The organism is Flavobacterium kingsejongi, assembly GCF_003076475.1.
GTDB classification, from domain to species: Bacteria; Bacteroidota; Bacteroidia; order Flavobacteriales; family Flavobacteriaceae; genus Flavobacterium; species Flavobacterium kingsejongi.
Genome location: NZ_CP020919.1, coordinates 4,199,973 through 4,224,053 on the forward strand (window position 1 = coordinate 4,199,973; position 24,081 = coordinate 4,224,053).

The 24,081-nt window shown below is 39.2% G+C and carries 22 protein-coding genes and 1 tRNA gene; 13 read left to right on the forward strand and 10 right to left on the reverse strand.

Features of this window, described 5'->3' with window-relative positions; translation table 11 throughout:
* Positions 1 to 84 precede the first annotated feature (84 nt).
* A complete protein-coding gene (locus FK004_RS19005; RefSeq protein WP_108738671.1) occupies positions 85 to 909 on the reverse strand; it encodes a S24 family peptidase in 825 nt (274 codons plus the stop codon).
* 61 nt (positions 910 to 970) lie between these two features.
* Between FK004_RS19005 and FK004_RS19010 the strand changes: the two genes are divergently transcribed.
* On the forward strand, positions 971 to 1,189 hold the full coding sequence (locus FK004_RS19010) for a hypothetical protein (protein ID WP_108738672.1): 219 nt from the start codon (positions 971 to 973) through the stop codon (positions 1,187 to 1,189).
* A 12-nt stretch (positions 1,190 to 1,201) separates the two neighbouring features.
* On the forward strand, positions 1,202 to 2,788 hold the full coding sequence (locus FK004_RS19015; RefSeq protein ID WP_108738673.1) for a kinase: 1,587 nt from the start codon (positions 1,202 to 1,204) through the stop codon (positions 2,786 to 2,788).
* Between the two features lie 139 nt (positions 2,789 to 2,927).
* On the opposite strand, the gene istB is transcribed toward FK004_RS19015, so the two are convergent.
* Together istB and istA are read right to left on the reverse strand one after the other, a co-directional pair.
* On the reverse strand, positions 2,928 to 3,665 hold the full coding sequence (gene istB / locus FK004_RS19020; protein WP_056251131.1) for an IS21-like element helper ATPase IstB: 738 nt from the start codon (positions 3,663 to 3,665) through the stop codon (positions 2,928 to 2,930).
* A 16-nt stretch (positions 3,666 to 3,681) separates the two neighbouring features.
* Entirely contained in the window at positions 3,682 to 5,229 is a 1,548-nt protein-coding gene (istA, locus tag FK004_RS19025) for an IS21 family transposase (protein WP_108735486.1), read from the reverse strand.
* Between the two features lie 789 nt (positions 5,230 to 6,018).
* Here istA and FK004_RS19035 point away from each other — a divergent pair.
* The 7 genes from FK004_RS19035 (at position 6,019) to FK004_RS19065 (ending at position 12,373) form a co-directional block, all read left to right on the forward strand.
* Complete coding sequence (locus FK004_RS19035) at positions 6,019 to 7,755, forward strand: phage portal family protein (RefSeq protein WP_108738675.1); 1,737 nt, start codon at positions 6,019 to 6,021, stop codon at positions 7,753 to 7,755.
* 4 nt (positions 7,756 to 7,759) lie between these two features.
* The gene (locus FK004_RS19040) at positions 7,760 to 8,233 is read left to right on the forward strand and encodes a DUF6712 family protein (RefSeq protein WP_108738676.1); all 474 of its coding nucleotides are present in this window, start codon (positions 7,760 to 7,762) and stop codon (positions 8,231 to 8,233) included.
* Between the two features lie 87 nt (positions 8,234 to 8,320).
* Positions 8,321 to 10,540 carry an autotransporter outer membrane beta-barrel domain-containing protein gene (locus FK004_RS19045; protein ID WP_108738677.1) on the forward strand — a complete coding sequence of 740 codons (2,220 nt, stop codon included), beginning with the start codon at positions 8,321 to 8,323 and terminating at the stop codon, positions 10,538 to 10,540.
* A gap of 69 nt (positions 10,541 to 10,609) precedes the next feature.
* Positions 10,610 to 11,074 carry a hypothetical protein gene (locus FK004_RS19050; protein ID WP_108738678.1) on the forward strand — a complete coding sequence of 155 codons (465 nt, stop codon included), beginning with the start codon at positions 10,610 to 10,612 and terminating at the stop codon, positions 11,072 to 11,074.
* Between the two features lie 11 nt (positions 11,075 to 11,085).
* Positions 11,086 to 11,463 carry a YcbK family protein gene (locus FK004_RS19055; RefSeq protein WP_108737528.1) on the forward strand — a complete coding sequence of 126 codons (378 nt, stop codon included), beginning with the start codon at positions 11,086 to 11,088 and terminating at the stop codon, positions 11,461 to 11,463.
* Entirely contained in the window at positions 11,460 to 11,834 is a 375-nt protein-coding gene (locus FK004_RS19060; protein WP_108737527.1) for a hypothetical protein, read from the forward strand. The genes FK004_RS19055 and FK004_RS19060 overlap by 4 nt, the downstream gene beginning before the upstream one ends.
* Before the next feature lie 11 nt (positions 11,835 to 11,845).
* The gene (locus FK004_RS19065; protein WP_108738679.1) at positions 11,846 to 12,373 is read left to right on the forward strand and encodes a hypothetical protein; all 528 of its coding nucleotides are present in this window, start codon (positions 11,846 to 11,848) and stop codon (positions 12,371 to 12,373) included.
* Between the two features lie 34 nt (positions 12,374 to 12,407).
* Here the strand turns inward: FK004_RS19065 and FK004_RS19070 are convergent, their stop codons facing one another.
* From FK004_RS19070 to FK004_RS19085, 4 genes are all read right to left on the reverse strand, one after another.
* Complete coding sequence (locus FK004_RS19070; RefSeq protein WP_108738680.1) at positions 12,408 to 13,616, reverse strand: tyrosine-type recombinase/integrase; 1,209 nt, start codon at positions 13,614 to 13,616, stop codon at positions 12,408 to 12,410.
* Between the two features lie 109 nt (positions 13,617 to 13,725).
* Positions 13,726 to 13,799 (reverse strand) — tRNA-Met (locus tag FK004_RS19075).
* A 195-nt stretch (positions 13,800 to 13,994) separates the two neighbouring features.
* Positions 13,995 to 15,365, reverse strand: coding sequence for a histidine--tRNA ligase (hisS, locus tag FK004_RS19080; protein ID WP_170108589.1), 1,371 nt, complete (start codon positions 15,363 to 15,365; stop codon positions 13,995 to 13,997).
* A gap of 140 nt (positions 15,366 to 15,505) precedes the next feature.
* The gene (locus FK004_RS19085; RefSeq protein WP_108738681.1) at positions 15,506 to 18,196 is read right to left on the reverse strand and encodes an alpha-L-rhamnosidase-related protein; all 2,691 of its coding nucleotides are present in this window, start codon (positions 18,194 to 18,196) and stop codon (positions 15,506 to 15,508) included.
* A 208-nt stretch (positions 18,197 to 18,404) separates the two neighbouring features.
* Between FK004_RS19085 and FK004_RS19090 the strand changes: the two genes are divergently transcribed.
* Complete coding sequence (locus FK004_RS19090) at positions 18,405 to 19,649, forward strand: ABC transporter permease (RefSeq protein WP_108738682.1); 1,245 nt, start codon at positions 18,405 to 18,407, stop codon at positions 19,647 to 19,649.
* On the opposite strand, the gene prmC is transcribed toward FK004_RS19090, so the two are convergent.
* Positions 19,650 to 20,501 (reverse strand): peptide chain release factor N(5)-glutamine methyltransferase, encoded by an 852-nt coding sequence (gene prmC, locus FK004_RS19095; RefSeq protein WP_108738683.1) that lies wholly within the window; start codon positions 20,499 to 20,501, stop codon positions 19,650 to 19,652. It lies immediately after the preceding gene.
* Positions 20,502 to 20,567: 66 nt separating this feature from the next.
* Positions 20,568 to 21,053 carry a GNAT family N-acetyltransferase gene (locus tag FK004_RS19100; protein WP_108738684.1) on the reverse strand — a complete coding sequence of 162 codons (486 nt, stop codon included), beginning with the start codon at positions 21,051 to 21,053 and terminating at the stop codon, positions 20,568 to 20,570.
* A 28-nt stretch (positions 21,054 to 21,081) separates the two neighbouring features.
* Between FK004_RS19100 and ribD the strand changes: the two genes are divergently transcribed.
* From ribD to FK004_RS19115, 3 genes are read left to right on the forward strand one after another with little or no spacing between them, the layout of a single operon-like run.
* Positions 21,082 to 22,173, forward strand: a complete 1,092-nt coding sequence (gene ribD, locus FK004_RS19105; protein WP_108738685.1) for a bifunctional diaminohydroxyphosphoribosylaminopyrimidine deaminase/5-amino-6-(5-phosphoribosylamino)uracil reductase RibD — start codon at positions 21,082 to 21,084, stop codon at positions 22,171 to 22,173.
* Positions 22,151 to 22,759, forward strand: a complete 609-nt coding sequence (locus FK004_RS19110) for an HAD family hydrolase (protein ID WP_108738686.1) — start codon at positions 22,151 to 22,153, stop codon at positions 22,757 to 22,759. The genes ribD and FK004_RS19110 overlap by 23 nt, the downstream gene beginning before the upstream one ends.
* Positions 22,760 to 22,773: 14 nt before the next feature.
* Entirely contained in the window at positions 22,774 to 23,397 is a 624-nt protein-coding gene (locus FK004_RS19115; protein ID WP_108738687.1) for an IMPACT family protein, read from the forward strand.
* 77 nt (positions 23,398 to 23,474) lie between these two features.
* Here the strand turns inward: FK004_RS19115 and FK004_RS19120 are convergent, their stop codons facing one another.
* Positions 23,475 to 23,891 (reverse strand): acyl-CoA thioesterase, encoded by a 417-nt coding sequence (locus FK004_RS19120; protein ID WP_108738688.1) that lies wholly within the window; start codon positions 23,889 to 23,891, stop codon positions 23,475 to 23,477.
* Positions 23,892 to 24,081 lie beyond the last annotated feature (190 nt).

Sequence of the window (24,081 nt, forward strand, 5' to 3'; positions counted from 1 at the left end):
TAGGCTTTAAGTACCTACTTATGTACCTACTAAGCATCGACAATGTTTTGTTAAACACCTGTTATTTAGTTCATTAGCATTATGTTATTTACTTCTACTCTCTAAAAAATTAACTTTGGCTTCTAAATCGTTAATTCTCTCGTATATATCAGCAGGATTGGAAAGTTCCCAGGTTAATGCCATTTTAAACTCCCATACTTCTAATATTTCACTTGGTGCCATAGCGAAACTGGGGTATTCGCGCCTATTGTCACTTTTACAATATATTGTACCATACTTTGAAATACGGTTCAGACAACGCTTAATAACTATACCTTCATTTTTGGACACAAGTATAAAAACTCGATCGTCCTTTATGTCCTTTATCCAATTTTCTACAAATTGGCCTACTACATAAGCCCCACTGTGTAGGGTTGGGTACATTGAATGTCCATTAACCTGAAACATTCTAAAAACCCCGTTCTGAATATTAGGTATTGAATATGTAGGTAAGCTTTGTATAAATTCCGGATCACCAAAACCATTCAAATAACCAGCAGCAGCTTTTACAGGAACCAGTACTATATTTTCCTTTCCACTGTTATCAACCGTGACCACTTTTGGCACCTGACTACTTCCGTTTTTATGTAAAAATACTTCATTCGAGGGGGTAATTATATTTACCTCCTCTGCTTTTTTGTCGTCATTTACGATTATTTCGCCTCTACCGGTCATTAACCATTCAATGTTTATATCAGGATAAATGGTCAATATTTCTACTATAGCATTTGAATTAATAGGTGTTTGTTTCGATTTTCCTTTAAAATTACCGTAGGTCATACCTATAGACTCAAAAAATTTCTCTTTGCTAATCTTTTTATAATCAGCTATTTGAAGTATTCTTTCTTTAATATTGGTAGATTTATCCACTTTAATTTTGTTTATTAGAAGATTTATTTACTACATTTGTCCTGTACAAAAGACAAACCACATGAACAAAGAAACACAAAAAAGGAATAATTACAATACGGAAATACTCAATGCCCTCGAAAATAAATATGGTGTAAGTATTGACTACATAAGAAAATGTTTAAGAGGTGTTCGAATAGGTGTAGTACCGTCAAAAATTATTTCCGAATACGAGGAAGTAGCAAAGCAAATCGACGAAGCCGCAGCACCAATCATTACCAAACTTATTAATGATAACTAAATCAACCAAAAAATGTTCGAATACTATAACAACAACATTTTATGCGTACAGGCAGCCTGGCTGATAGAAGAAGGTATATTAACAAAGCCAAATGTTGATAGCCTAATACTAAGGGGGCAAATTAAAAGGATGCAGCGCGGGGGAAATGGAAGGGTCGCACTGATAGAGTACGAAACGATCCGCCCCGATATAAAAGAAAAGATCATCGCCCTTGTTGGCGATCCAACGGAAAGAGCAAAGCACATACATTTTAGTGACTACCTTAAAACTGATCAAAACGCGGTCGACTTCTTTAACAACTATACGCTTGACAGTAACGACCCACTGCCTGACAAGAATATAAAAGAGTATATCGCCAACGCCGAAGTACTAAATGCCATTAAAACGATTTTGGAATCGACAATGAGCAAACGAAAGGCATTAGGTTCAAAAGTGAAACCCTGGGAAAAGATCACAACAATTGTACAGGAATTACCTCGCCACACGTGGCCGCATTCTTTGCCAGCAAATGAAAGAAGGTTACAGGATCGGTATAAGATTTACAACGTTGAGGGATATGTAAGCCTGATACATAAAGGATTTTGTCATAAAAATTCGGAAAAGCTGGCCGACGTGGCAAAAAGCTGGGTTTTAGCCCGCTGGAGTGATAGAGTAAGGAAATGCGCAAGTTTCGCACAATTACTGAGGGATTACAACGAACATGCTACCGGTTTAGACTGGCCGACGCTAAAAACGGAACTATCCCTGCGGAATTTTCTCCAAGACCCGAAAATAGAAGCCCTTTGGTATGGGTACCGATACGGGGAATTGAAAGCAAAAGAAAAGTACACCTATCAGCATTCAACCAAATTACCAAGTATGCGCGATTCTCTATGGTACTCAGATGGTACAAAGTTGAATTACTACTATTTGGAAAACGGAAAAATGAAAACGTGCCAGGTTTACGAGGTTTTCGACACTTACAGTGAGGTTTTTGTTGGTTACCACATTAGCCAAACAGAAGATTACGAAGCCCAGTATTTTGCCTTTAAAATGGCTTTACAAACGGCAGGCCACAAGCCATACGAAATCAAGTTTGACAACCAGGGCGGCCACGGTAAGTTAGAGGCATCAAGCTTTTTAAGTAAGATTTCAAGAATTACCAATAAAACGCAGCCTTACAACGGTAAGTCTAAAACAATTGAAAACGCGTTCGGAAGATTCCAGGCGGAATACTTGAAAAGAGACTGGTTTTTTACTGGGATGAATATTACCACCAAAAAGCTGGAATCGCGGGCAAATATGGAATTTATCCTGGACAATGTTAAAAACCTTCCATCCCTCGACGAGGTGAAACAAGTGTACAAACAACGCCGGGAACAATGGAACGCTGCGCCGCATCCAAAAACAGGGGTTTCACGATTAGAAATGTATTTAAACAGTCAGAACCCAGCCACGCCGGAAGTTTCCATTTGGGATATGGTAGATATGTTTTGGATCACCAGGGAAAAACCAGTTACAGCCAATGCCTACGGTATTTCGTTCACTGAGAAAAAGATTAAGTACGATTTCATGGTAATGAAAAATAACATGCCTGACTGCAAATTCCGGTTATATTGATCACCCCATTCCGTTTTAAAGTGAGCACCTGATTCCAGTTCAAAATGACCACCTAATTCCGGTGCAAAGTGAGCACCTCCGTTTTGATTAAAAACTATATTTTTTCATCTGTTAATTAGTATTCAAATATAATAAAATATCACTCTTTGTTTATTCCTCTTTTCTTTCTCATGGATTCTCCATGTAATTCAAGCCTATGAGATTGGTGTATAAGTCTGTCTAATATTGCATCGGCTATCGTTTTTTCTCCAATTATATCATACCAGCCTTGAACTGGTATTTGTGATGTCACGATTATAGAGCCGTTATTATGCCTGTCCTCTATGATCTCTAAAAGAGTAATTCGGTTATGGCTGTCAAGTGCCTGGAGTCCAAAATCATCAAGTATTATAACATCCTGTCTTTGTATTTTGGTAAGTTCCCGTAGATAAGTACCATCTGCTTTAGCCATTTTTAGTCTAGCGAACAATTTTGAGGTATTAAAATAACTTACCTTAAAACCCTGTATACAGGCTTGATAACCTAATGCAGTACCTAAATAACTTTTACCGACACCGGTGCTTCCAGTGATTAAAATGTTTTCGTTTTTCTCTATAAATTCGCATTCTGCCAGACGCAGTACCATGTTTCGGTCCAGGTTACGTGATACATCAAAATTGATACTTTCAATATTTGATTTGTAATGGAATTTGGCATTAGTGATACTTCGTTCAATACGACGATTGTACCTTTCATCCCATTCTGCATCAATAATCATCGATACAAACTGGTCAAGGGTATAATGATCTGTTTTCCCGCTTTCAATGGCTGTTTTAAAAGCATTAAACATGCCATAAAGCTTCATTTGTTTCATTTTGGTTACTGTGGATTCATTCATTTTTTCAAGATTTAATTTAGTTATAATAGTGTTTTCCTCTTATGTTACTGTGATCGGGAAGTTCCTGCTCAGGTTCTTGATCAAAATCAATATGATCCAAGTTGTTTTCTAAAATGTTTTGTATGGTCTTAAAATTGTAAATTTTAAAATCAAGTGCCCGCCTGCAGGCATTTATTAATCGCTGTCTGCCTACCTTTTTTTCAAAATTCAGTATTCCTAAACAGCTTTTATAAGCCTGTTCTGGATGATTTCTGCTTTCGATTATCTGCATTATATATTCTCCTACTGACTCATCAATATTATTAGCCCATTCAATGAAGCGGGCAGCACTCCATTGGGCTACAAATTGATGTGTACTGGCTAAATGCTCAGGAGTTGTTGTATAGACATAAGGTTTGTAGTTTCTTGGATGTACAGCTATTCGATTGTATTTATAATAAATCTCTACTGTTGATTTGGTATATAACAGCTTGGCTTTCTTCTTTACATATTGATACGGAACGCTGTAATAGTTTTTGTCCTGGCTTAATTGAACATGACCGTTTTGCATTACTGTTGCAAAAGACTGGTATTTAATTTCAAAACGATCTTGTGGGAGTGGACGCAGTTTTTCTTTCTCGTCTTCTAAAAATAATTCAAAGCGGGAATAAGGGCGTCCTGTCAGTTTTCTGTTATTGTGAGAGTCAAGTAAATCCCAGATCTGCTGGTTTAATTCTTCCAGAGAAAAGAACTTAGTTTCTTTTATGGTTACATAAATCCTTCGATATAATATCTTAACAGCTCCTTCAACTAGTGACTTGTCTCTGGGCCTGTAAGCTCTGGCAGGTAAAATTGTGGTTTCGTAATGTTCTGCTAAATCAGCCAGGGTTTCATTGATTGTCGGTTCAAAACGACTGCTTTTTATTACGGCAGATTTTAAATTATCTGGAACAATGGCGGCAGGAGTGCCTTCAAAAAAGCGCATGGCATTTTCTACCGAGTCAACAAAGTTTTCCTTTTGCTGGCTCATGGAAGCTTCAGCATACGTGTATTGGCTAGCGCCCAATATTGCTACAAAAAATTGTACTTCTTTGACTTCTCCAGTATCTATATCAATAATTGAGAGTGTCTTTCCGGCATAATCAACATACATTTTATCACCAGCCTTATGGTTCATATGCATGACCGGATTAACTCGTTTGCCCCATATATTGTAATGATAATGAAATTGTGAAGTTCGATAACCATCAGGATTTACAGCAATATATTGTTCCCACATATGCTGTACGGTAACGCCAACTTTTTTTAGTTCACGTTCCATTTTAGGAAAAAAATCATAAAGTGTCTGTAATCTCGGGCTAATGGCCTCTACACTAGTCTGGGAGAATAAAAGTTCCAGCTCTGCATCGGTTTTTTGGTCGATTAATTCAAAGCTTAATTCGAGAACTTCAAATAAAGAAATATATTTCTTTACCGTATTTCTTGAAAGGGATAAGTAGCTACTTATAAATAACTTACTCTTTCCATTACAATAGAATTTAATTACTTTTCTAATTTTACTCATGTCTGTTATTTTGTTTGCCATAATCCGTAAATTTTTAACGAATGTATGGTTCTAACAACATGAAAAAATCAATAGTTTTTAATACTTAATTCACCACAAAACTTGGTGGTCAATTTGCTCCGGAATTAGGTGGTCAGTTTGCTCCGGAACGGGTGGTCAATTTACTCCGGAATTAGGTGGTCAAATTGACCGGTTTTTCCAGATTACAACGGAAAAATATTTTTATCTGGTACTGAAAACGGAGCTGAAAAAACAAGTGGTACCAGAGTTACGGGTGGAGCAAAAGGTGACATGTACGGTTTTACAATGTCAATTAATGCGCAAGAAAGAGAACCGGCACCCTTATTGTCTACAGCAGCTATCACTTCATTAAAAGCAATCGTATCTGATGATTATATTGATGATGGCACACCATCTGTTTAAAAAAATATCATCATTCAAAATTTAAACCACCTCATACAGGGTGGTTTTTTTTGGCTACAAATGTAACGTACTCGATTATATATGTATGAAGATATTTAACCCAAACATATTATCAAACATAATCGTAATAATACCGCGCAATCCTGCGGATTATGTTAATGTGATAATTCGGGAAGAAATAACAAATACCGAAACAATATTTGAAAATATTACCTCATCCTATTCACACGGTTATTTGACTTTTGAATTGGAAATTATTACCAAAGAAGGTCGAAGTTATGAAATAACAGTCAATGATACGTCTGGAAAACTACTATGGCGGGGTAAAGGATATTCAACTGCTCAAACTGATTTAGAGAATTACAAATTGACAAAAAGATAAATAAAATGGCAGATTCAAAACCAATAGATAATACTACATCAAGTATAGAAGTATTTCAGCTCAGTTCCGTCCCGGTGCCGGTGATGGAAGAAATTAAAAGTCGATCTGGATGGATGAATTTTGGATCAAACAATTGCCACTATAATTATATTTTGGACAGATACTACGGAAGTCCTACCAATAAAACAATTATTGATTCGTACTCTGACTTTATTTGCGGAAAAGCTATCACAGCCCCGGATAGGTCTATGAAGCCGGATCAATATGCACAAATGCTTTCAATCATAAAGCTATCGGACCATAGAAACATTTGCACGGATCTTTCAATATTTAATGAATGTTGTTTCGAGGTCATACTTTCAAAGTCCACTGATGACGTTGTAGAGATAAACCATTTACCAAAACAAAATGTAGTCCCAGGATTGCCTAATAGTAACGGGGTAATAACAGATTACTGGTTCTCATATAATTGGAGTAAACTAAGAGATTACCCTGCAGTAAAAATACCCGTGTTTGATATTAAAACTAAAGTAAAAAAAACAATTTTCATCATTAAGCCGTACCAACCTGGTAAAGTATTTTTTAATGTACCTACTTATTTCGCGGGTTTACGTGCTGCTTACTCAGAGGAACAGCTTGAAATCTATTACAACAACCACATTGACAACGGACTTTCATTCGGACACATTATTAATATCGTTGGAGATGCTGAGGAAGAGGTTAAAAAAGCGCATATAAAGGAAGTTAAAAAGCAATTGACGGGGGCTAATAACGCGGGAAAGGTAGTGATATCTTACAATTCAGATAAGGATAATAAAACGACTGTAGAAGCCTTAGAAGTAAGCGAAGCGCACAAACAATATGAGTTTTTATCAAACAATTCGAAACAGCAAATAATGATATCTCATCGGGTAACCTCTCCTATTCTATTTGGAATCAAAGATAATACAGGTTTTGGAAATAATGCTGAAGAAATGAAAACGGCATTTGATCACTTGATGAAAATGGTAATATCTCCTAAGCAAAATCTTATTTTAGAAGGATATAAGGACGTTTTGAAGAAAAATGATATCAGTCTTAGTCTTGAAATAGATCAGTTAGATTTGAATGATGTCGTGGTTCCTGAAGCCGCCTCTGCCGAAACATCAGCCGTTGAAATGAGTAGCCAGAATTCAGTTGATGAAATTTCGGACTACTTAATTGAACTAGGGGAAGTAGAAGATTTGGATGAATGGCAATGTATTTCAACCGAAGAAATTTCAGAACATCATATTTTGAATGACAAATTGATAAATCTGGCAAAAGTTCCAAGTAGTTTCCCAAATGCAGGCAGCGAGCAAGACAATGATTTATTTAAGATCCGATATTCATACGCGCCAAACAGAAGCCACGACAAAACCAGAACGTTTTGTAAAAAAATGGTAGAAGCCGGAAAGGTCTATCGAATAGAGGACATTAACCTCGCCAGTGATAAAGTAGTCAATCCCGGCTTTGGCCCTCATGGCGCGGACAAATACGACATACTTCTCTATAAAGGAGGTCCGCGTTGCCGTCATTTCTGGATGCGTAAAATTTATATGCGTAAAACCAATAAAAATATTTCGGTTAATGAAGCGCTAAAAATAATTAATGAATTAGAGCCAGCCGATCGATCAAAAGTGAGGCTTCCTGTTAATGATAAAAAGGTTGCGATGCTTCCGGATGATATGCCAAACAATGGATTTTTGAACCCAAAAAAATAATCAGATGGTTTACTTATTAGAAGAAATCGATTTAAAAGCCGAAACAATAATTGGCGGTAATGTTGACATTGATAAATTACGTGTATGCATGCAAGATGCTCAACTTTTGGATTTAGAACCATTGATTGGACATTCACTTTATCGTAAAATAGAAAATGAATATGAAGCCGGTTTAAACGGTGATTATAAAACATTGTATGATGACTATCTAAAACCATATTTGATCCATTCTACTGTAAAAAACTACCTCGCTATTGGGGCATACATGATTGATAATGCAGGTATTTATAAACACTCAGCTGAAAATACCGAATCAGTTACCCGAAATGAATTAGACTACATCTACAAGTCTGAAAAATCAAAATGCGATGTATATGCACAACGTATGGAAAGATGGCTTTGTAAAAACAGGCTCCCTGAATGGTTAAAAGATCGATGTAATACTGTAAAAGTAAATAACGGAAGTTGGTATTTCTAAACACAGAAAATATGAAAGCAAAAATTGACAAGCGTACCCTTGAAAATGAAATTAAACTGAAAATATTTTTAAGCAAAAAACAAGATAATGGCACAACAAATAATAAATGTCGGGAACTCTCCAAATGATTATACTGGCGATAGAAACAGAAATGCATTTATAAAAAGTAATTCAAATTTTACTGAATTATATAATGCCATATCTAACATTGCGAATGAAAACAATGCTATTCTATCAATCGGAGATCTAACACTCGTCGGTAATATCCTAACTATTCCGGCTCCGGTACTTTGGAAAATAAATGGTAACGGATATATAAAAAATACTGCAACTGTATTCGATATCCCATTTGCTGCCCCAGGTAAATCACGTATTGATATTTTAGTTGTAAATACATTTTCGGGAATTGAAAGGATATCCGGATCTGAGAGTGAAGGAATAGCTTTCAGGCCGAATACGCCAATCAATACATTACGGATTACTGAAATCACTATAACCGACAATTCAATTAGCCAACCAACAGATCCGGAAATTGGAAATAAGTATATTCCGAAAATTGAAAAGGGAGAAATTAATTTTACTACTCCCGGAATTGTTAGCGCAATTTCATTCTTTGAAAGGACAACTATTCGTTTTACAAATAATACCACGTCCGTATCAGGTGTTTCTTTTATTGCAGATCTTTCCAATATTTATGACGGTATATTATTCACATTTATTAACTCAGGAACTGTGAATATTACATTAAAGAATAATGCTGCAGGTGACTTTGTAAAGTTTTTCAATAATGCTGCGGGTGACATTATTATCCCACCTTCTGGCATAGCTCAGTATAGGTATTCAGCAGGGCAAAATAGACTGGAATTATTATCTAATGGTACTCAAAATTTAGAAAGTGTATTAACAGCCGGAAGTACAACAACAAAAACAGCTGAATTCACAGGAACCGGATGTCACACAACCATTACTGGTAATGGGGTATTTGCCCAGGCAAATAGTGGAAATGAATACATCGGAGTAAGAAGAAATTTAATTCAAATCGCAAAAGGTGCTGGTACATTAAATATAGCCGGGATTTCTGGTGGATTCACCGGAAATAAAAATCAGTCATTTCAAAATAAAAATGGGGATATAGCCCTTTTAGCCGACATATATGATAATATCAATGGGTTGAACCTGATAGCTAACCAAGCAGCACAGGAAGTCTATTTGCAAAATGGTTCCGGAGACACTCTGGCCACATTGAACGTTGCTTTTTTAAATAATGAGGGCACGACTTTCTTTTATAATGATGCGACGGAAATGTTGGAGCTAAGAAATGATGCTGGGGAAATACTATCGGAGGTACCCGTGTCGGCATTTGTTTCTAACCTGGCAAAAAGCATTGCGTTTAATGGCGGCAACCCTTATTTATTAGAACTCCGCGATACTGAGGGGCATCCGATATCTTCTGTAATACTATCAATCGGAAACATCACCGGCTTGCAATCTTACCTTAATGGGATCGACGATGTTAATTTGGCGCAATACAACTCGATCAATACTTTGCAAGCAAACAAAGTTGATACGAACGGCGGCAATGCGATTCCGGGATCAATATGGAACATTGTTTCAGTACAATCCAATGGGCTTGGAGGCGTTCCCTATGAAGATACCCCTGCAGCTGTGGGTGATATCAGTTTGATCATGGCCAGAAGCCTCAATACTTCAAAGTGGATTCCGGCAAATGCTATTTCTGTAAAAACATACCTGGGATTGAATCAGGTAATGAATGAGCAACAGGTAGTGTCCGGAGGCTTTCCCGGTTGGGGTGGGAATCTTATCCGTATTGGATGGGACGGGAGCCAATTAAAAGCAATGGTGGATAGCGTACAATTAGGTACCATTTTTACTTCGACCAACCCTGATCCGGGGACGGTAAGAACCACAGGCAACCAAACTATACAAGGTCAAAAAATATTTGAAAACGAATTAAGGACTACAAACTCTATTGTCGCGCCAGTTTTAAAAACAATCGCGAATCCTAATGCAACGGATTCCCGGTCTTGGTCTGTTCAGGGAGATTCCCAAGCATATGGGGATTTTGCTATTAGCAGGCAAATTAGTAACAGCTCAGGTTCTTATGTTCCCGAAATGTATTGTAATCCGGACGGAAACTGGGGATTTGGGACTGTTAATCCTGCAGTCAAGCTCGACGTCGTCGGATCAATAAGAACTAATACTGAAGTGAGCTCTGCATCGCTGAGGACAGGTAAATTAGTTTTTCGAAATACTATAGGTAATCCTGATACCCGAGAGCATTTATAGGTTGCCAACTATAGCTTCACAGGCACTTTTGATACGATTGTCCGAGTTGATCAGAACAGCCCTAATCTTTTGGTACACAGTATACACCCTGACGGATACTGCTATTATCAGAGACCGGTATCGGTGCCTGCCGCAATTACGCAAGATCATGCGGTTAATCTTGGTCAAGTAATTCTAAAAAAGGATTTCGCCTGGACAAACTTAACTCCAACCAATCTGCCGGGCAACTTCACAGTAAACGCTTTCAGATATCGCGTTAAGGAAAACACGTTTATCCTGGATATCAACATCACCCAAACCGGACTTGGTTCAACTAATGCGTATGTAGTAATCGGAACTATTCCAAGTGGGATTTTGGATCCTGAGAAATTTATCCGAATCTCATTAACCGATTACGAAATCTCTATTAAAGGATTAGTCGGCTGTTACATTCAAGATAACATGGTTCACATCCGCGTTCAGGATGTCACCTATGAACCTACGGCCAATGTTTACAGACTTCGAGCTCCCTTACCAAATGCATTACTAACCTAAAACCTTTATCAATGAATTTATCAGAACATTTTACACTAAAAGAATTTGAATGCCACGATGGCAGCGTAACACCTAAGGAAATATTACCTCATCTCATTGAGTTAGTAGCCAACTTGGAAGTACTTCGGGAGGATATCGGTGTGGCAATAACCATCAATAGCGGGTACCGTTCCCCTTCTTACAATAAAAAGATAGGTGGCGCTCTAAATAGTCAACATCCGAAAGGGAATGCCGGTGATATTCGCGCCAAAGGTTTTACACCAAAGCAACTTGCGGATAGAATTGAAAAATTAATTGCTTCCGGAAAAATGAAACAGGGCGGTATCGGAATTTACAAGACATTTACTCACTATGATATACGCGGGACTAAAGCCCGTTGGAATGGATGAAAGATTTTTTAACCCAAATATGGCAAGATTACTCCCAGGAGATAAAAGAAGGCTTTATGTTTTCACTATTTGTAATGTTTGGGGTAATCGTAAGAGTGATTAAAGGAATTTACTCAGGAACTAAGCTTACTTTTTTTTGGTTCATGTCAGAAGCTGTATTCGGTTTTTTCATAGCTATAATAGGGTATGCAATATTCGATCAGTTTTTTCATCTAAAACAGTTTTTGATTTATGCGATATGTGCTTTTATGAGTTCCAATAGCAAAATAATACAAAAAAAGATGGAAGAGGTATTGGTCGCAATATTTGATGCTGCGAAATTAGGAGCTAAAGAATTGATTGATGCTCTTGTCGATAAAGTAAAACGATAATAAAAAAAATTATGAAAAATATATTATATTTTTTTATGTTGATTACCGCTACTGGATGCGGCACAACTAAAGTAGTCAAGGAAAAAAGAGAAGAACAAAAGGAAGTAATTGTAAATACTGACCGTATAACAACAATTGAGCGGAATAAAGCGATTATAGATAGTTTGAAATTTAAAATTGCTCAAAGCCAAACCGGTGATCAAAAATTTGATAGTGCTGTGAATTCTGCAGTCAGTAAAATTCTTTCAAATCTAAACTCTTCAAAATCATCCGGTGATAACTCATATCAATTGAAGTACGATGATGTCTTAAAAGAGCTACGTGCGTTAATTAAAGTGGGCCCCACAGATAATCAGACAACAATAAACAACGCGACAGTGCATACTAAAGAAATTATTAAAGATACTCGGGAAATACCTGTGAAATATATGCCTAAATGGGTTGTAATGCTTTCATGTTTCGGGGGCTGTTGCGTAATAGCTGCTACTGGTTTTTTAATATACAGGGTATCCCGATGGATGAGACCAAAATTAGCATAAAAAAAACCGCTCCCAATTATTGAGAGCGGTTTTTTTATGCGAATTCGTTACGTATAGATTTCAATCTTTCATTCTGCCGGGCCTTCTCCCCAACTGCGTAATGGTTTTCAATCATTTTTGTAGATTTATGATTTGCCATTGCGGCCGCATCATTCATGGATAACATTTCAGTAGTTTCGTCCAAATTTAAATGCTTCAATGAATAAAAATCAGCGGTTATATTCAATTTTTCTTTCACATGTACATTCCATCGCCTGCCTATTTGTTCCCTCCTGATACGTTGCGGACCAGGAACCAATCCAACCGAGAAAACATAATCCTCATTGATTCCGGATAACATGACCCTTTTCCATAAATCGACTGAAATATCTTTTATTACCCGGACTACCCATTCATAGGATGAACCTTTTTTAATTAGTACCCGGTAAGTTTGATTTTTCAGATCAACGTCTTTAATTTTTACATCGAGTAGTTCCCGAACTCTTCCCCCAGAATGAAAGAATATCAATGTGAACCTCCAAAACTCCGGATAATTATTTCTTAAATGATCATTCACTTTTTTTCGCTGAGAATCGGTCAGTACTTCACGTATGTTTTTTGTTTGTTTCCGTTTCGATATGTCTTTTATAATATTGCTCTCAACGGCTTCATACTCCAATAAGCAAGTATAAATTATGGACAGGTAACCCCGGTATTTATTGAATTTATGAGCCGAAAATTTATCCTTATTTTCCATGTCATCAAAAAGCAATTTGATATTCCTACGCTTTATATCCTCAACCCGTATCAAATCATACCCCAAACGGATAGCTGCCTTTTTTAGGTGGACTAATATTTGTCTGATATCGTTTCGAGTACTATCGGCTATTTTAATTTTATTGAATGCCAATTCAAGCGCATTGCAAAATAAACTATCCGGTCCCAAATCAAATAAAGCTACCTCAGCGGATTTATTTATCATGTAAATATCTCTTATAGGATTATATCCCATATCTTCGAAAAGCTTAGGTATTTCTTTTAAATATAATTCAGCTGCTGCTTTACGCTCATCCAAAGTTTTGAATGAATTTAATTTTTTCCTGTATGGAAAACCTCTCGGGAATTTTTTTTTGAAATTGGGATCGAAGAAATAGCACTGAATGTACCAGGGTTTCTTTAAAGATGATTTGGCTGTGGTTTTTTTCCAATCTTCTGGGGAAACCCATATATCAGAATATGAGCAACCATTTAATAAATTTTTCATAGTTCGTGAAATTTACATTGTCGGCTGCATTGCCGTTTGATAAATTTGCACGTTTCGAAAGTGAAGTAAAAAAAGCGTAACCCCTTGTTGGGAGTGGGATTACGCTTTGTAGCGAGAGGGAGATTTGAACTCCCGACCTCAGGGTTATGAATCCTGCGCTCTAACCGACTGAGCTACCTCGCCAAAATGTCTGCTGAACATCGCTGTTCAATGCGGGTGCAAATATAAAACTTAATTTAAATGCTGCAAACTTAAATCCCGAAAAAATAAAAATCTTTTTTCATCCTTCAGTAACTCGCTATAGTACTGGCATTTCCAATTGTGCTACAAAGCATAAAAAACCCGGAAGATGGAACTTCCGGGTCAACAAATATATGCTTATTCCAATAAATCCTGAAGTGCGGTAAAATCCAGCGCCTGCTGTTCTCCCGTGTGTAGGTTTTTTACCGTATATTTTTGGTCGTTCATCTCCTGGTCTCCCACAATTACTGCGTAAGCAATCGTGCGTTTGTCCGCATACTGGAATTGCTTGCCCAGTTTAACCGCATCAGGATACAATTCGACCTTAATACCCTGCGCCCGTAGCTTTTTAATCGCGTTCATAGCATACAAGGTCTCTTTATTGCCAAAGTTCAGGAAAATAGCCTTAGAAGTCTCTGAAACCGTTTCCGGGAATAAGCCCAACTCTTCCAATACGAGATAAATTCGATCCAGTCCAAAAGAGATCCCCACTCCACTTACATTTTTGAGTCCGAAGATACCTGTAAGGTCATCATAACGGCCACCGCCTCCAATAGAGCCCATGGCTACTCCGGCAGGTGGAGCTACTTCAAAAATGGCTCCGGTATAATAATTCAGTCCACGTGCCAGCGTCACATCAAGATCCAGGATCGAGTCGTTCATACCCAATTCGGTTACCGTCTCACAAATAAAACGCAGTTCTTCGACGCCTTTTTGTCCTTCTTCTGATTCCGCCAACAATACCGAAAGCTTTTCGATCTTTTCACTGATCGTCCCGGTAAAATTAAACAAAGGCTGTACTTTGGCAATTGCTGCTTCGGCGATCCCTTTTTCGATCATTTCTTTTTTGACACCGTCTTCCCCGATTTTATCGAGTTTGTCCAGTGCTACTGTAAAGTCAATCAGCTTATCACTGGCCCCGATCACCTCAGCAATTCCGGACAGGATTTTACGATTGTTTATTTTTATAGTCACCCCTTTTAATCCCAGTGCCGAAAAAACACCATCATAGAGCTGTACCAATTCTACTTCCTGCCATAATGAGGTCGAACCAACGACATCGGCATCGCATTGGTAAAACTCACGGAAACGTCCTTTTTGAGGACGATCGGCACGCCATACCGGCTGGATCTGGTACCGCTTAAAAGGGAATTCAATTTCATTTTGGTGCTGTACGACATACCGCGCAAAAGGAACGGTAAGGTCATAGCGCAAAGCTTTCTCCGAAATGTGTGCCGTTAACTTTTGGCTGTTGCGATCCGTTAAGTGCTTTTCGTCTGCTTTAGCGAGGTAATCGCCGGAATTTAATATTTTAAAAATCAACCTGTCCCCTTCTTCCCCATATTTTCCCATCAGGGTATCGGAGTTTTCAAAAGAAGGCGTTTCTATCGGCTGGAAACCGTATTTTTCGAAGTTGCTTTTGATAATCTGGATGATGTACTGGCGTTTCGCCACCTCTATCGGGGAGAAATCGCGGGTACCTTTAGGTATGCCTGGTTTTGCCATAATGCTGTTCTGCTTAAATCCCTGCAAATATCTTATTTTCTTTTGGGATGGCATCAAAAAAAATAATGTTTGTACCGGAAGGAAGTCCTCCACGATACAAACATTATACTGATTCCTGTTGCAGTGCCGAAGCCTGCCCTGTTTTATTTTTTATCCAACTTTACGATACGGATATAGTCCAGCATCGCCTGATTGATGTCTACATTCATATTTTCATTAAAGGTTTCCAGTTTCAGGGTAAGTACATGTTTCCCGGCAGTCAGGTATACTTTCACTGGATTGCTGAATCCCCAGTTGCTCCACTCATTCACGCCACGTTGTGGAAATACAAACGTTCCCAATGTCGTAATGCCTTCTTTTAAAGTACGGATCGCACATTTGTTTTCAGTATTCGTAGGTCCATTGCCATTGGCATAATGAAAATCTACAGCATACCATCCGGTTTCGCCTATCGCTACAGAAAAATCAAACGTCGGATTTACCGTTTTTGAAGTTTCTATAAAACCATTTCCGGAATATCCTTTATAAGGATACTCTGCTTTCCCAATACTGTTTTCCAATTCAAAAATACTGGTCGCCTTATCCTCGGCTACAACGATCGGTTCACTGGCAAACGAAGTTACTCCTTTGGCATCCGCTGCAATGACCTGATATTCTGCGTAACCCAATTTTACAGCATTTGCTGTCGTTTTAGCCGTTTTCTCGATTTCCTTACCGTTTTTAAGCACACTGTAATTCACAGCACCTTCTACCGGATTCCAGGAAAGCACTCCATTGGTATACGTTACTGATGGGGCAGCAGGAGAAAAATCATTGTCTCTTTTGTTGATTTTCGTATTCGTAAATGCCATATTATCCAAAACAATCTTAACCGTATGTGGCCCTTTCAGGCTTTGGGATATCTCCGGGCTGGTTACGACCTTGCCATCCAGTGTAAATGATTTTATAGTATTCCCGTATCCTTCTACCGTAATTTCCAAAATGGCTTCGCGGTATTTAAAATTACTCAGTGTACGCGTTCCTTTTAATTCCTGTGGTACGAAAGGGCGCAAAACCAATTTATCCGCCTGAAAATCCATTCCAAAGAGGATTTTATGAGTCATTGCCAAATTACCCGCTAAACTCCACAGCATATTGCTGGAATTGATCTGTGTACCGGCAAAATCACCATTATCCGCTACAAAATTTTCCTTATTCGTAAGAAATAAAGCCGAAGGCCGTATAATAGCCGCCATCGATTCCATTACAGAAGTTACATTTCCGGTTTTGGCAGAAGCCAATCCCCAATAGGCCTGTACAAAAGGCCATACCGCATTGTTATGATACGGTGGAATATTCGGGATCTGTGGATAAATGCATGAAATACCATAATCAGTCACCGGAGTATTGGCAATGATAGATTGTTGTTTTTGCAGATCCGCAATACCATACAAAACACATAGCGCTTCTCCTAAAGCTTCCGCACGCGGCGAAACAATTTTCGAATTGCGGCCGTATAGGTATTGAGCATAATATCCTTTGTCTTTTAGCCATAAGTGCTCGTTGATGCCCATTTTAATATTGGCAGCGATGAGTTTGTGCTTTTTCGCTATGTCTTTAAAATTCAGCAAGGTTGCCATTTCAGCCAATACGACATTCGCCTGGAAATGTACCGCATTCGTCCCTAAATTTTCCGATTCAAAAATATCCGCCGGCTGCATCCATTTTGGATAGGTTTGTTCCCGCCAGTCCAGGAAAGACGATTCGCCACGCACTAAATGGGTTTCCTTATCATAAATAACATTGAGGTCATCCTCAATGGAATTCTTAACAATGGTATACGATTGCTGCAACCAGTTTTTATCGCCGGTAGCCTTATATACTTCATAAGCCGCAATTGCCCAGACCATACGATCGGTAGACGCAGGATATGCACCTCCTGTCCCGGTATCCTGAATGATGCGTTTATTGGCATTTACTTTTTTCATCAGGCTGTTCATCGCAACTTTAGGCTGCAGGTACGCCATCGACAAAATGATACTGTAGCTGATATCACGCGTCCATACGCCCGCCCACTCTTTGCCGGTACGGAACGTACTGTCTGCTTCAACGGCATTCAGCATCTCTTCGGTAGACAGATTGTAAATGGCATCAGTCAGCACATAATCTGATTTGTATTGTGGGAAAGCGGAAAGATCCCGCGTCAACTGCCAGGTGCCTTCCGTTTTCTTTTGGTCTTTTTTGGCATTAAACGTTAAGGTCGTTTCATAAATCCCGTCCCCATCTTCATCTCTTAATTGGAGTTCGGAACGTTGGTACAGGTTGTCAAAATCCCAGACCATGGGTGCCGTAGCTCCCGCGATATATACATTTTTAAAATCTTCTTTAAAAATTTTCTCTCCGCTGAATGTGGTATAATAGCCTTTATTTTTCAGCTCTTTTAAAACATCGCGCATGTCCAGGCGGACTTTAAGCCGGCTATCAGGCTTTAATGCTACTTCTTTTCCAGTGTTTTTTTCTTTTTGTAGTTCCCCAAAACGGATTAATGGTGTCTCGTTACCTGTGGTGAAATTGTAGTAATGATTCACCCCCGACTTCATCTCATTATCCTTTCCGTTAATACTGAATTTAAATATCAGTCCGGAACTTACCGATTCATTAACAGGGCTCTGGTAGTTTGAAGTCAGTTCGGTAGGAGAAACAGCTTTCGCGGCAAACTTATGTTGCTTTACTCCGTCGGCATGTATGGAATAGGCATCGGTTTTCCAGATAACAGAGCCGTTTTGGGCCTGTACCCCATTTGCCAAAGCGAAACAGAATAGGATAAAACCAAGAGTATAGTGCGATGATTTCATTACTTATTTTTTATTTAAAGGGCTATAAAGTACAGCGATTTTTTATTTTGATACAAAATAAACTTTTTTCCGCCTAAAACGCCTCATTTTATAGATAAATCTTTTCCAATGCGTTCCTGTTTTCGCATTCATCCTAAATTGGCAATCGCAGACAGATGGCAGAACAACAAAAAAAATCATTACTTTAGAGCCGTAAAAAACATACGCTATGTTCAAGCTGTTTAAGGAAAATACCCGGATCGCCTTCGGTGCCATCAAAAGCCAATTATTACGAACGGTACTGACGGTCCTCATTATCAGTATCGGGATTTGGGCGTTGGTCGGTATCCTCACCGTGGTAGCAGCATTGGAAAATACCCTTACCAGTGACTTTGCGTCTATGGGAGCCAATACGTTCAACATTAATCAGTACGAAATGACGACCCAGCGCCGGGGCGGTGGTGAAGTCGAGAAGATCAATCCTACCATCCGCTACGCCGAAGCCAAAGAATTCAAAGAAAAATACAACTTCCCCTACACCAATACTTCGGTATCATTTACCGCGACGACTACGGCGGAAGTAAAATATGAATCGGCCAAAACCGATCCAGAAATTACAGTAATGGGTGTCGATAATTTCTTCCTGCCGAATTCAGGACTGGAAATGGTGAAAGGCCGTAATTTCACCCAGTCGGATATCGACAATAATACCTATACCTGTATTGTGGGTTCGGATTTTGAAAAAGGCCTGTTCAGGAATACCTCTAATTCTATTGACAAAGTGATCTCCATTCGTGGTGCAAAATTCCGGGTTATTGGGGTTCTCAAAGAAAAGGGTTCTACTTTTGGCAACAGCCAGGATTTACGGGTATTGATCCCCATACAGGTGGCTCGCTCCCTATTTAGCGCACCCAATATTAACTATTCGATTAGCGTGTTGTCGGGCCAGAATGAATTACTGAACGAAGCCATCGACAATGCGATGATTACCATGCGAAAAGTGCGGAAACTGAATCCGGTAGAAGAGAATAATTTTGGTATTATCCGAAGTGATGACCTGATTAACCGTATTGGTGAAATTACACAATACCTGGATGTAGCTGCAGTAGTAATTGGAATCATCACCATTTTTGGCTCATCAATTGCCCTGATGAATATAATGATTGTATCGGTAACGGAACGCACCCGGGAAATTGGAATCCGGAAATCATTAGGGGCAAAAAAAATTACGATTGCCCTCCAGTTTTTTACCGAAACGCTTATTATCGGCCAATTGGGTGGATTACTCGGGATTTTCCTGGGGATCTTCTCCGGGTTCCTGATTGCCATGGCTTTGGATTTCAGCTTTGTGATTCCGTGGGGCGCTATGCTTTCGGCTGTGATCACCACTTTGATTGTTGCTATTTTCTCCGGTTTATATCCGGCGATCAAAGCTGCAATACTCGATCCTATTGAGGCTTTGCGCTACGAATAATTACACTGGTAAAGTTCCACAAATCATACGATCATTTCCATACATGTCTTTACGAAGCACTACGTCCTGAAAACCATAATCGGTAAGCAACCCGATCATCTCAGGCCCAAGGTATTGATTAATTTCAAAATACAGCTTGCCTCCTGCAATGAGGTTCCGAACCGCCAATTGCGTGATCTTCCTGTAAAAAATCAAGGCATTATCATCTTCAACAAACAACGCCAAATGGGGCTCATGTTCCAATACATTGGGCTTCATCTCCTCTTTTTCCAGATTCCGGATATAGGGCGGATTGGAAACAATAACAGTATACTGCTCGCCAAGATCATGCGCAGCCAAAATATCCTTTTCTAAAAATTTGACAGAAACACCATTTGCAGCAGCATTCCGTTGGGCTGTTTCCAAAGCGCCCACGGAGACATCAATTGCCGAAACTGCTGCTCCGGATAGATTCTTAGCCAATGTTATGGCGATACAACCACTTCCGGTCCCGATATCCAATAGCGTCGGGCTGGGTTTAAATTCGGTATCGGAGATAATCCATTCCACCAACTCTTCTGTTTCCGGACGTGGTATCAGGACATTGGTGTTTACTTCAAATTCCAATCCGTAAAAATGCGCCTTACCCAATAGGTATTGAATAGGCTGTTCGTCTTTCAGTTGGGCTAATAGCGCATCCCATCGGGCCACTTCCGCCACTGTAAATTCTGCATCAGGCCGTAAGGCGAGGTCTACTCTTTTCATGTGATGCCATTCTTCCAGCGCCATGTAAAAAAAGTTTTCGGCTTCTGAAATCCCGTGAACCGGCACTAATCTGGTGATAAAATTTTCACGATACGTCCTGATTTTCATAGTGTAGTAATGTATCCGAATCCGCTTCGGTTGTTTGTATTTTATATAGTGATCGTAATAAGCATCTTATAGCTTCCTGAGCATCCATACCGGGCAGGAATAATGTCCGGTGTTCCCAAGCGGCGCTTCCAGGTACACAAATCCGGAGTTTCGGTACAATTGCTGCGCTGCTTCCATGTAAGGCATTGTCTCCAGGTAACATGAGGTATAATCAAAAGCTTTGGCTTTTTCAAGACAGGCCGCCATCAGCCGGCTTGCGACTCCCATTCCCCGCGCTTCTGTCAGAAGGTACATTTTTTGCAGCTCACAGATGGGGCGATCCTCGTGCTCCAATTGCGCAATACCAGCTCCCCCGATAATTTTTCCCTCTTGTTCTGCTATAAAATAAACGGACTTATCATTTTGATATACTGCTGATAAAGTATCCAGAAAAGGATCGGCGTATGCGGTGCCGACTTTCGGGACTCCCAATTCCACTAAAACATCCCGGATTACTTTTGCAATAGCGGGATTATCAGCATACTGGATTTCACGTATAAGTATTGTATTCATTTTGCGCTAAAAGACTTATTTTTGTGCCGTGAAGATACATCAAAAATACTTAGATCGCTGTATAGCATTGGCCAAAAATGGCCTGGGAACGACCTATCCTAATCCGTTGGTTGGAAGCGTGATTGTCTATAACGACACCATTATCGGTGAAGGCTGGCATCGAAAAGCCGGCGAACCGCACGCTGAAGTAAACGCCATAAATTCGGTAAAAGACAAAAAGCTGCTTTCAAAATCCACTATTTATGTCAGCCTGGAACCCTGCAGCCATTTTGGAAAGACCCCACCTTGCTGCGACCTGATCATTCAACACCATATCCCCAATGTAGTAATCGGCACGATTGATCCCTTTGCCCAAGTTTCGGGTAATGGCATCAAAAAACTAATAGCATCGGGCAGGAATGTCACTGTTGGTATTTTAGAAGATGCTGCGAATGCACTGAATAAACGTTTCTTCACTTTCCATGAACAGCAACGCCCTTATATTATCCTGAAATGGGCCGAAAGCCAGGACGGCTTTATTAGCCCGCACCATCCTGCCGAAGGCGAAACAAGGCATACTCAGGATCTGACTGACAAAAAACCGGTATGGATTACCAATGTCTATTCCCGTCAATTAGTACACAAATGGCGTAGTGAAGAGCAGGCGATTTTAGTAGGGACAAAGACCGTTTTAGACGATAATCCTAAGTTAAATGTTCGGGACTGGGCAGGAAAAAATCCGGTAAGAGTTGTTATTGACCGAAAAAAAATTGTATCTTCAACAGCTTTTGTTTTGGATAAAAGCACAAAAACGATTGTAATTACGTCCGACAGCCTGGTTTCCGATCATGAAAATCTTTGCTACGAAACCATTGATTTTACCCAAAATCAGGCAAAACAAATTGCAGCAATTTTGTATCGGCACGAAATACAGTCTGTTATTATTGAAGGAGGAAGACGTACCCTGCAATCGTTCATCGATGCCGGAATCTGGGATGAAGCCCGGGTCTTCAAAGGCAATTTATTTTTAGGTGAGGGAACAAAAGCCCCAACATTAAATAAACCCTGTAGCGAAAAACAATCGATTTTAAAAGACCAACTTTTACTATACTACAACCATGATCAATACGATAATCTTTGATTTTGGTGATGTTTTAATCAATACAGATAAAGCAACCACCATACAGACACTAAAGAAACTGGGGCTGAAAGAGTGGAATACTGACTTATCCAAACTAACAGAACGGTTTGAAAAAGGCAAAATAACAGAAGCCAAATTCCTCTCCGGTTTTCAGAAACACATTCCCAATGCTTCCCTGGATGACATACGAAGTGCGTGGCGGAAATTCATTGCCGATTTCCCCCTGAAGCGACTGGAGTTTTTACAAAATATATCCAACAACTACCGCCTTTTCATTTTGTCCAATGCGGATATGATCCATGTAGATGAATTTGAATACCAGGCTGGCAGTTCCTTCTTTGGTGATTTCTACCGTTGCTTTGAAAAAGTGTACTATTCCTTTGAAATTGGAAAGCGCACACCCGATTCCGAAGCTTTCAGTTACGTAATCAACAAACATGACCTGTCTCCAAAGCGCACTTTGTTTGTCGATGACAAATTAGAAAATATCGAAGCCGCAAAGGCCCTGGGCCTCAAAGTCTGGCACCTCAAAGTGGGCGAAGAGGATGTTACCGAATTGTTCAGCAAAAAAATTATCCGGGTATAAACCGGCACTATTACATGATTCCAACAATTAACGATACATATAATACGATAGCCGCTCCTACAGAAGCGGTATTATTGAAAGAAAAAAGCAGCAAATTCTTTGGCTATGCTTTCCCGGTCACCAATGAGGAGGAAATAAAAGCCCATTTGGAAGCCCTGCACAAAGAACACACTTCGGCACGCCACTGGTGTTATGCTTACCAAACAGGGACCGCACCTCATATTTATTTCCGGGCCAATGATGATGGAGAACCCAGTAATAGTGCTGGAATGCCCATATACGGTCAAATCCAGTCCTTTGAACTCACCAATGTGCTCATTGTGGTCGTCCGGTATTTTGGCGGCACAAAATTAGGCGTGGGCGGATTAATCACCGCTTACAAAACAACAGCGCAAATGGCTCTGGAATCGGCCACTATTATCGAGAAAACCATAGACGTGCTTTACACCATTACATTTGATTACAAAAACATGAATAAAGTCATGCGGGTCATCAAAGAGAAAAACCTCAACATCGTCCGCCAGCAATTCGAACTGAGTTGTGAAATTGATATTGTTGTACGCAAGAAAAATGCGGAAATAATTTTAGAGATTTTTACCGCACTTTATGAAGTTGCTATAAAAGAAAAAGAAGCCTAAAAAAGGCTTCTTCCTGAAATTGCATTTTTGTTATTTTTCGATTTAAAATACAATCACTTTTTAATGATTCCTTACGATTAATTCGAATCGTTTAAAATTGCCGTTAATTTTTCAGAAACATGTTTTGGAGGCACTATTGGACGCCCGGTTTTCATATCTACAAAAACCAAAATTGAACTGCCCGTTGTTAATAACTCACCTGCTTCATTATGGATCTCATACTCGAATTCTATCTTCACAGAAGTCTGACTTTTGAAAATAGTTTTGACCGTAAGGAGATCATCGTAGCGCGCCGGTTTTTTATAATTTAGGCTCAGGGAAACGACCGGGAGCATAATTCCGTCTGCTTCCATCTTTTTATAGGAAAACCCAATGTTTCTAAGCCATTCCACGCGGCCCATCTCAAAAAATACGGCGTAATTACCGTGGTAAACCACCCCCATCTGATCGGTTTCGGCGTAGCGGACTCTTACATTATACTGATGTTCTTTCATTATAAATTAATGTTAAATTGATATAGGCTTAAAAAAAGATTTGCTTACAATATTATTTTTTGATAATCAATCCCTTTTCAATTTTTTTTTACATAAAATAGTCACATATTTGTTCTCCTGAAAATCACGAAAAGCCCACCTGCTTTTTTTGTAAGACAACACTTTAATAAACAATAATATATCTGCATTT

What these genes read in the sequence shown, in the direction of transcription:
- FK004_RS19085 (WP_108738681.1), bottom strand. Translation starts at nt 18,196, where the DNA reads ATGAAATCATCGCACTATACTCTTGGTTTTATCCTATTCTGTTTCGCT.
- FK004_RS19070 (WP_108738680.1), bottom strand. Translation starts at nt 13,616, where the DNA reads ATGAAAAATTTATTAAATGGTTGCTCATATTCTGATATATGGGTTTCC.
- FK004_RS19045 (WP_108738677.1), top strand. Translation starts at nt 8,321, where the DNA reads ATGGCACAACAAATAATAAATGTCGGGAACTCTCCAAATGATTATACT.
- prmC (WP_108738683.1), bottom strand. Translation starts at nt 20,501, where the DNA reads ATGAAAATCAGGACGTATCGTGAAAATTTTATCACCAGATTAGTGCCG.
- FK004_RS19060 (WP_108737527.1), top strand. Translation starts at nt 11,460, where the DNA reads ATGAAAGATTTTTTAACCCAAATATGGCAAGATTACTCCCAGGAGATA.
- istB (WP_056251131.1), bottom strand. Translation starts at nt 3,665, where the DNA reads ATGAATGAATCCACAGTAACCAAAATGAAACAAATGAAGCTTTATGGC.
- FK004_RS19040 (WP_108738676.1), top strand. Translation starts at nt 7,760, where the DNA reads ATGGTTTACTTATTAGAAGAAATCGATTTAAAAGCCGAAACAATAATT.
- FK004_RS19065 (WP_108738679.1), top strand. Translation starts at nt 11,846, where the DNA reads ATGAAAAATATATTATATTTTTTTATGTTGATTACCGCTACTGGATGC.
- FK004_RS19035 (WP_108738675.1), top strand. Translation starts at nt 6,019, where the DNA reads ATGGCAGATTCAAAACCAATAGATAATACTACATCAAGTATAGAAGTA.
- FK004_RS19055 (WP_108737528.1), top strand. Translation starts at nt 11,086, where the DNA reads ATGAATTTATCAGAACATTTTACACTAAAAGAATTTGAATGCCACGAT.
- istA (WP_108735486.1), bottom strand. Translation starts at nt 5,229, where the DNA reads ATGGCAAACAAAATAACAGACATGAGTAAAATTAGAAAAGTAATTAAA.
- FK004_RS19015 (WP_108738673.1), top strand. Translation starts at nt 1,202, where the DNA reads ATGTTCGAATACTATAACAACAACATTTTATGCGTACAGGCAGCCTGG.
- FK004_RS19115 (WP_108738687.1), top strand. Translation starts at nt 22,774, where the DNA reads ATGATTCCAACAATTAACGATACATATAATACGATAGCCGCTCCTACA.
- FK004_RS19120 (WP_108738688.1), bottom strand. Translation starts at nt 23,891, where the DNA reads ATGAAAGAACATCAGTATAATGTAAGAGTCCGCTACGCCGAAACCGAT.
- FK004_RS19110 (WP_108738686.1), top strand. Translation starts at nt 22,151, where the DNA reads ATGATCAATACGATAATCTTTGATTTTGGTGATGTTTTAATCAATACA.
- FK004_RS19090 (WP_108738682.1), top strand. Translation starts at nt 18,405, where the DNA reads ATGTTCAAGCTGTTTAAGGAAAATACCCGGATCGCCTTCGGTGCCATC.
- FK004_RS19010 (WP_108738672.1), top strand. Translation starts at nt 971, where the DNA reads ATGAACAAAGAAACACAAAAAAGGAATAATTACAATACGGAAATACTC.
- FK004_RS19100 (WP_108738684.1), bottom strand. Translation starts at nt 21,053, where the DNA reads ATGAATACAATACTTATACGTGAAATCCAGTATGCTGATAATCCCGCT.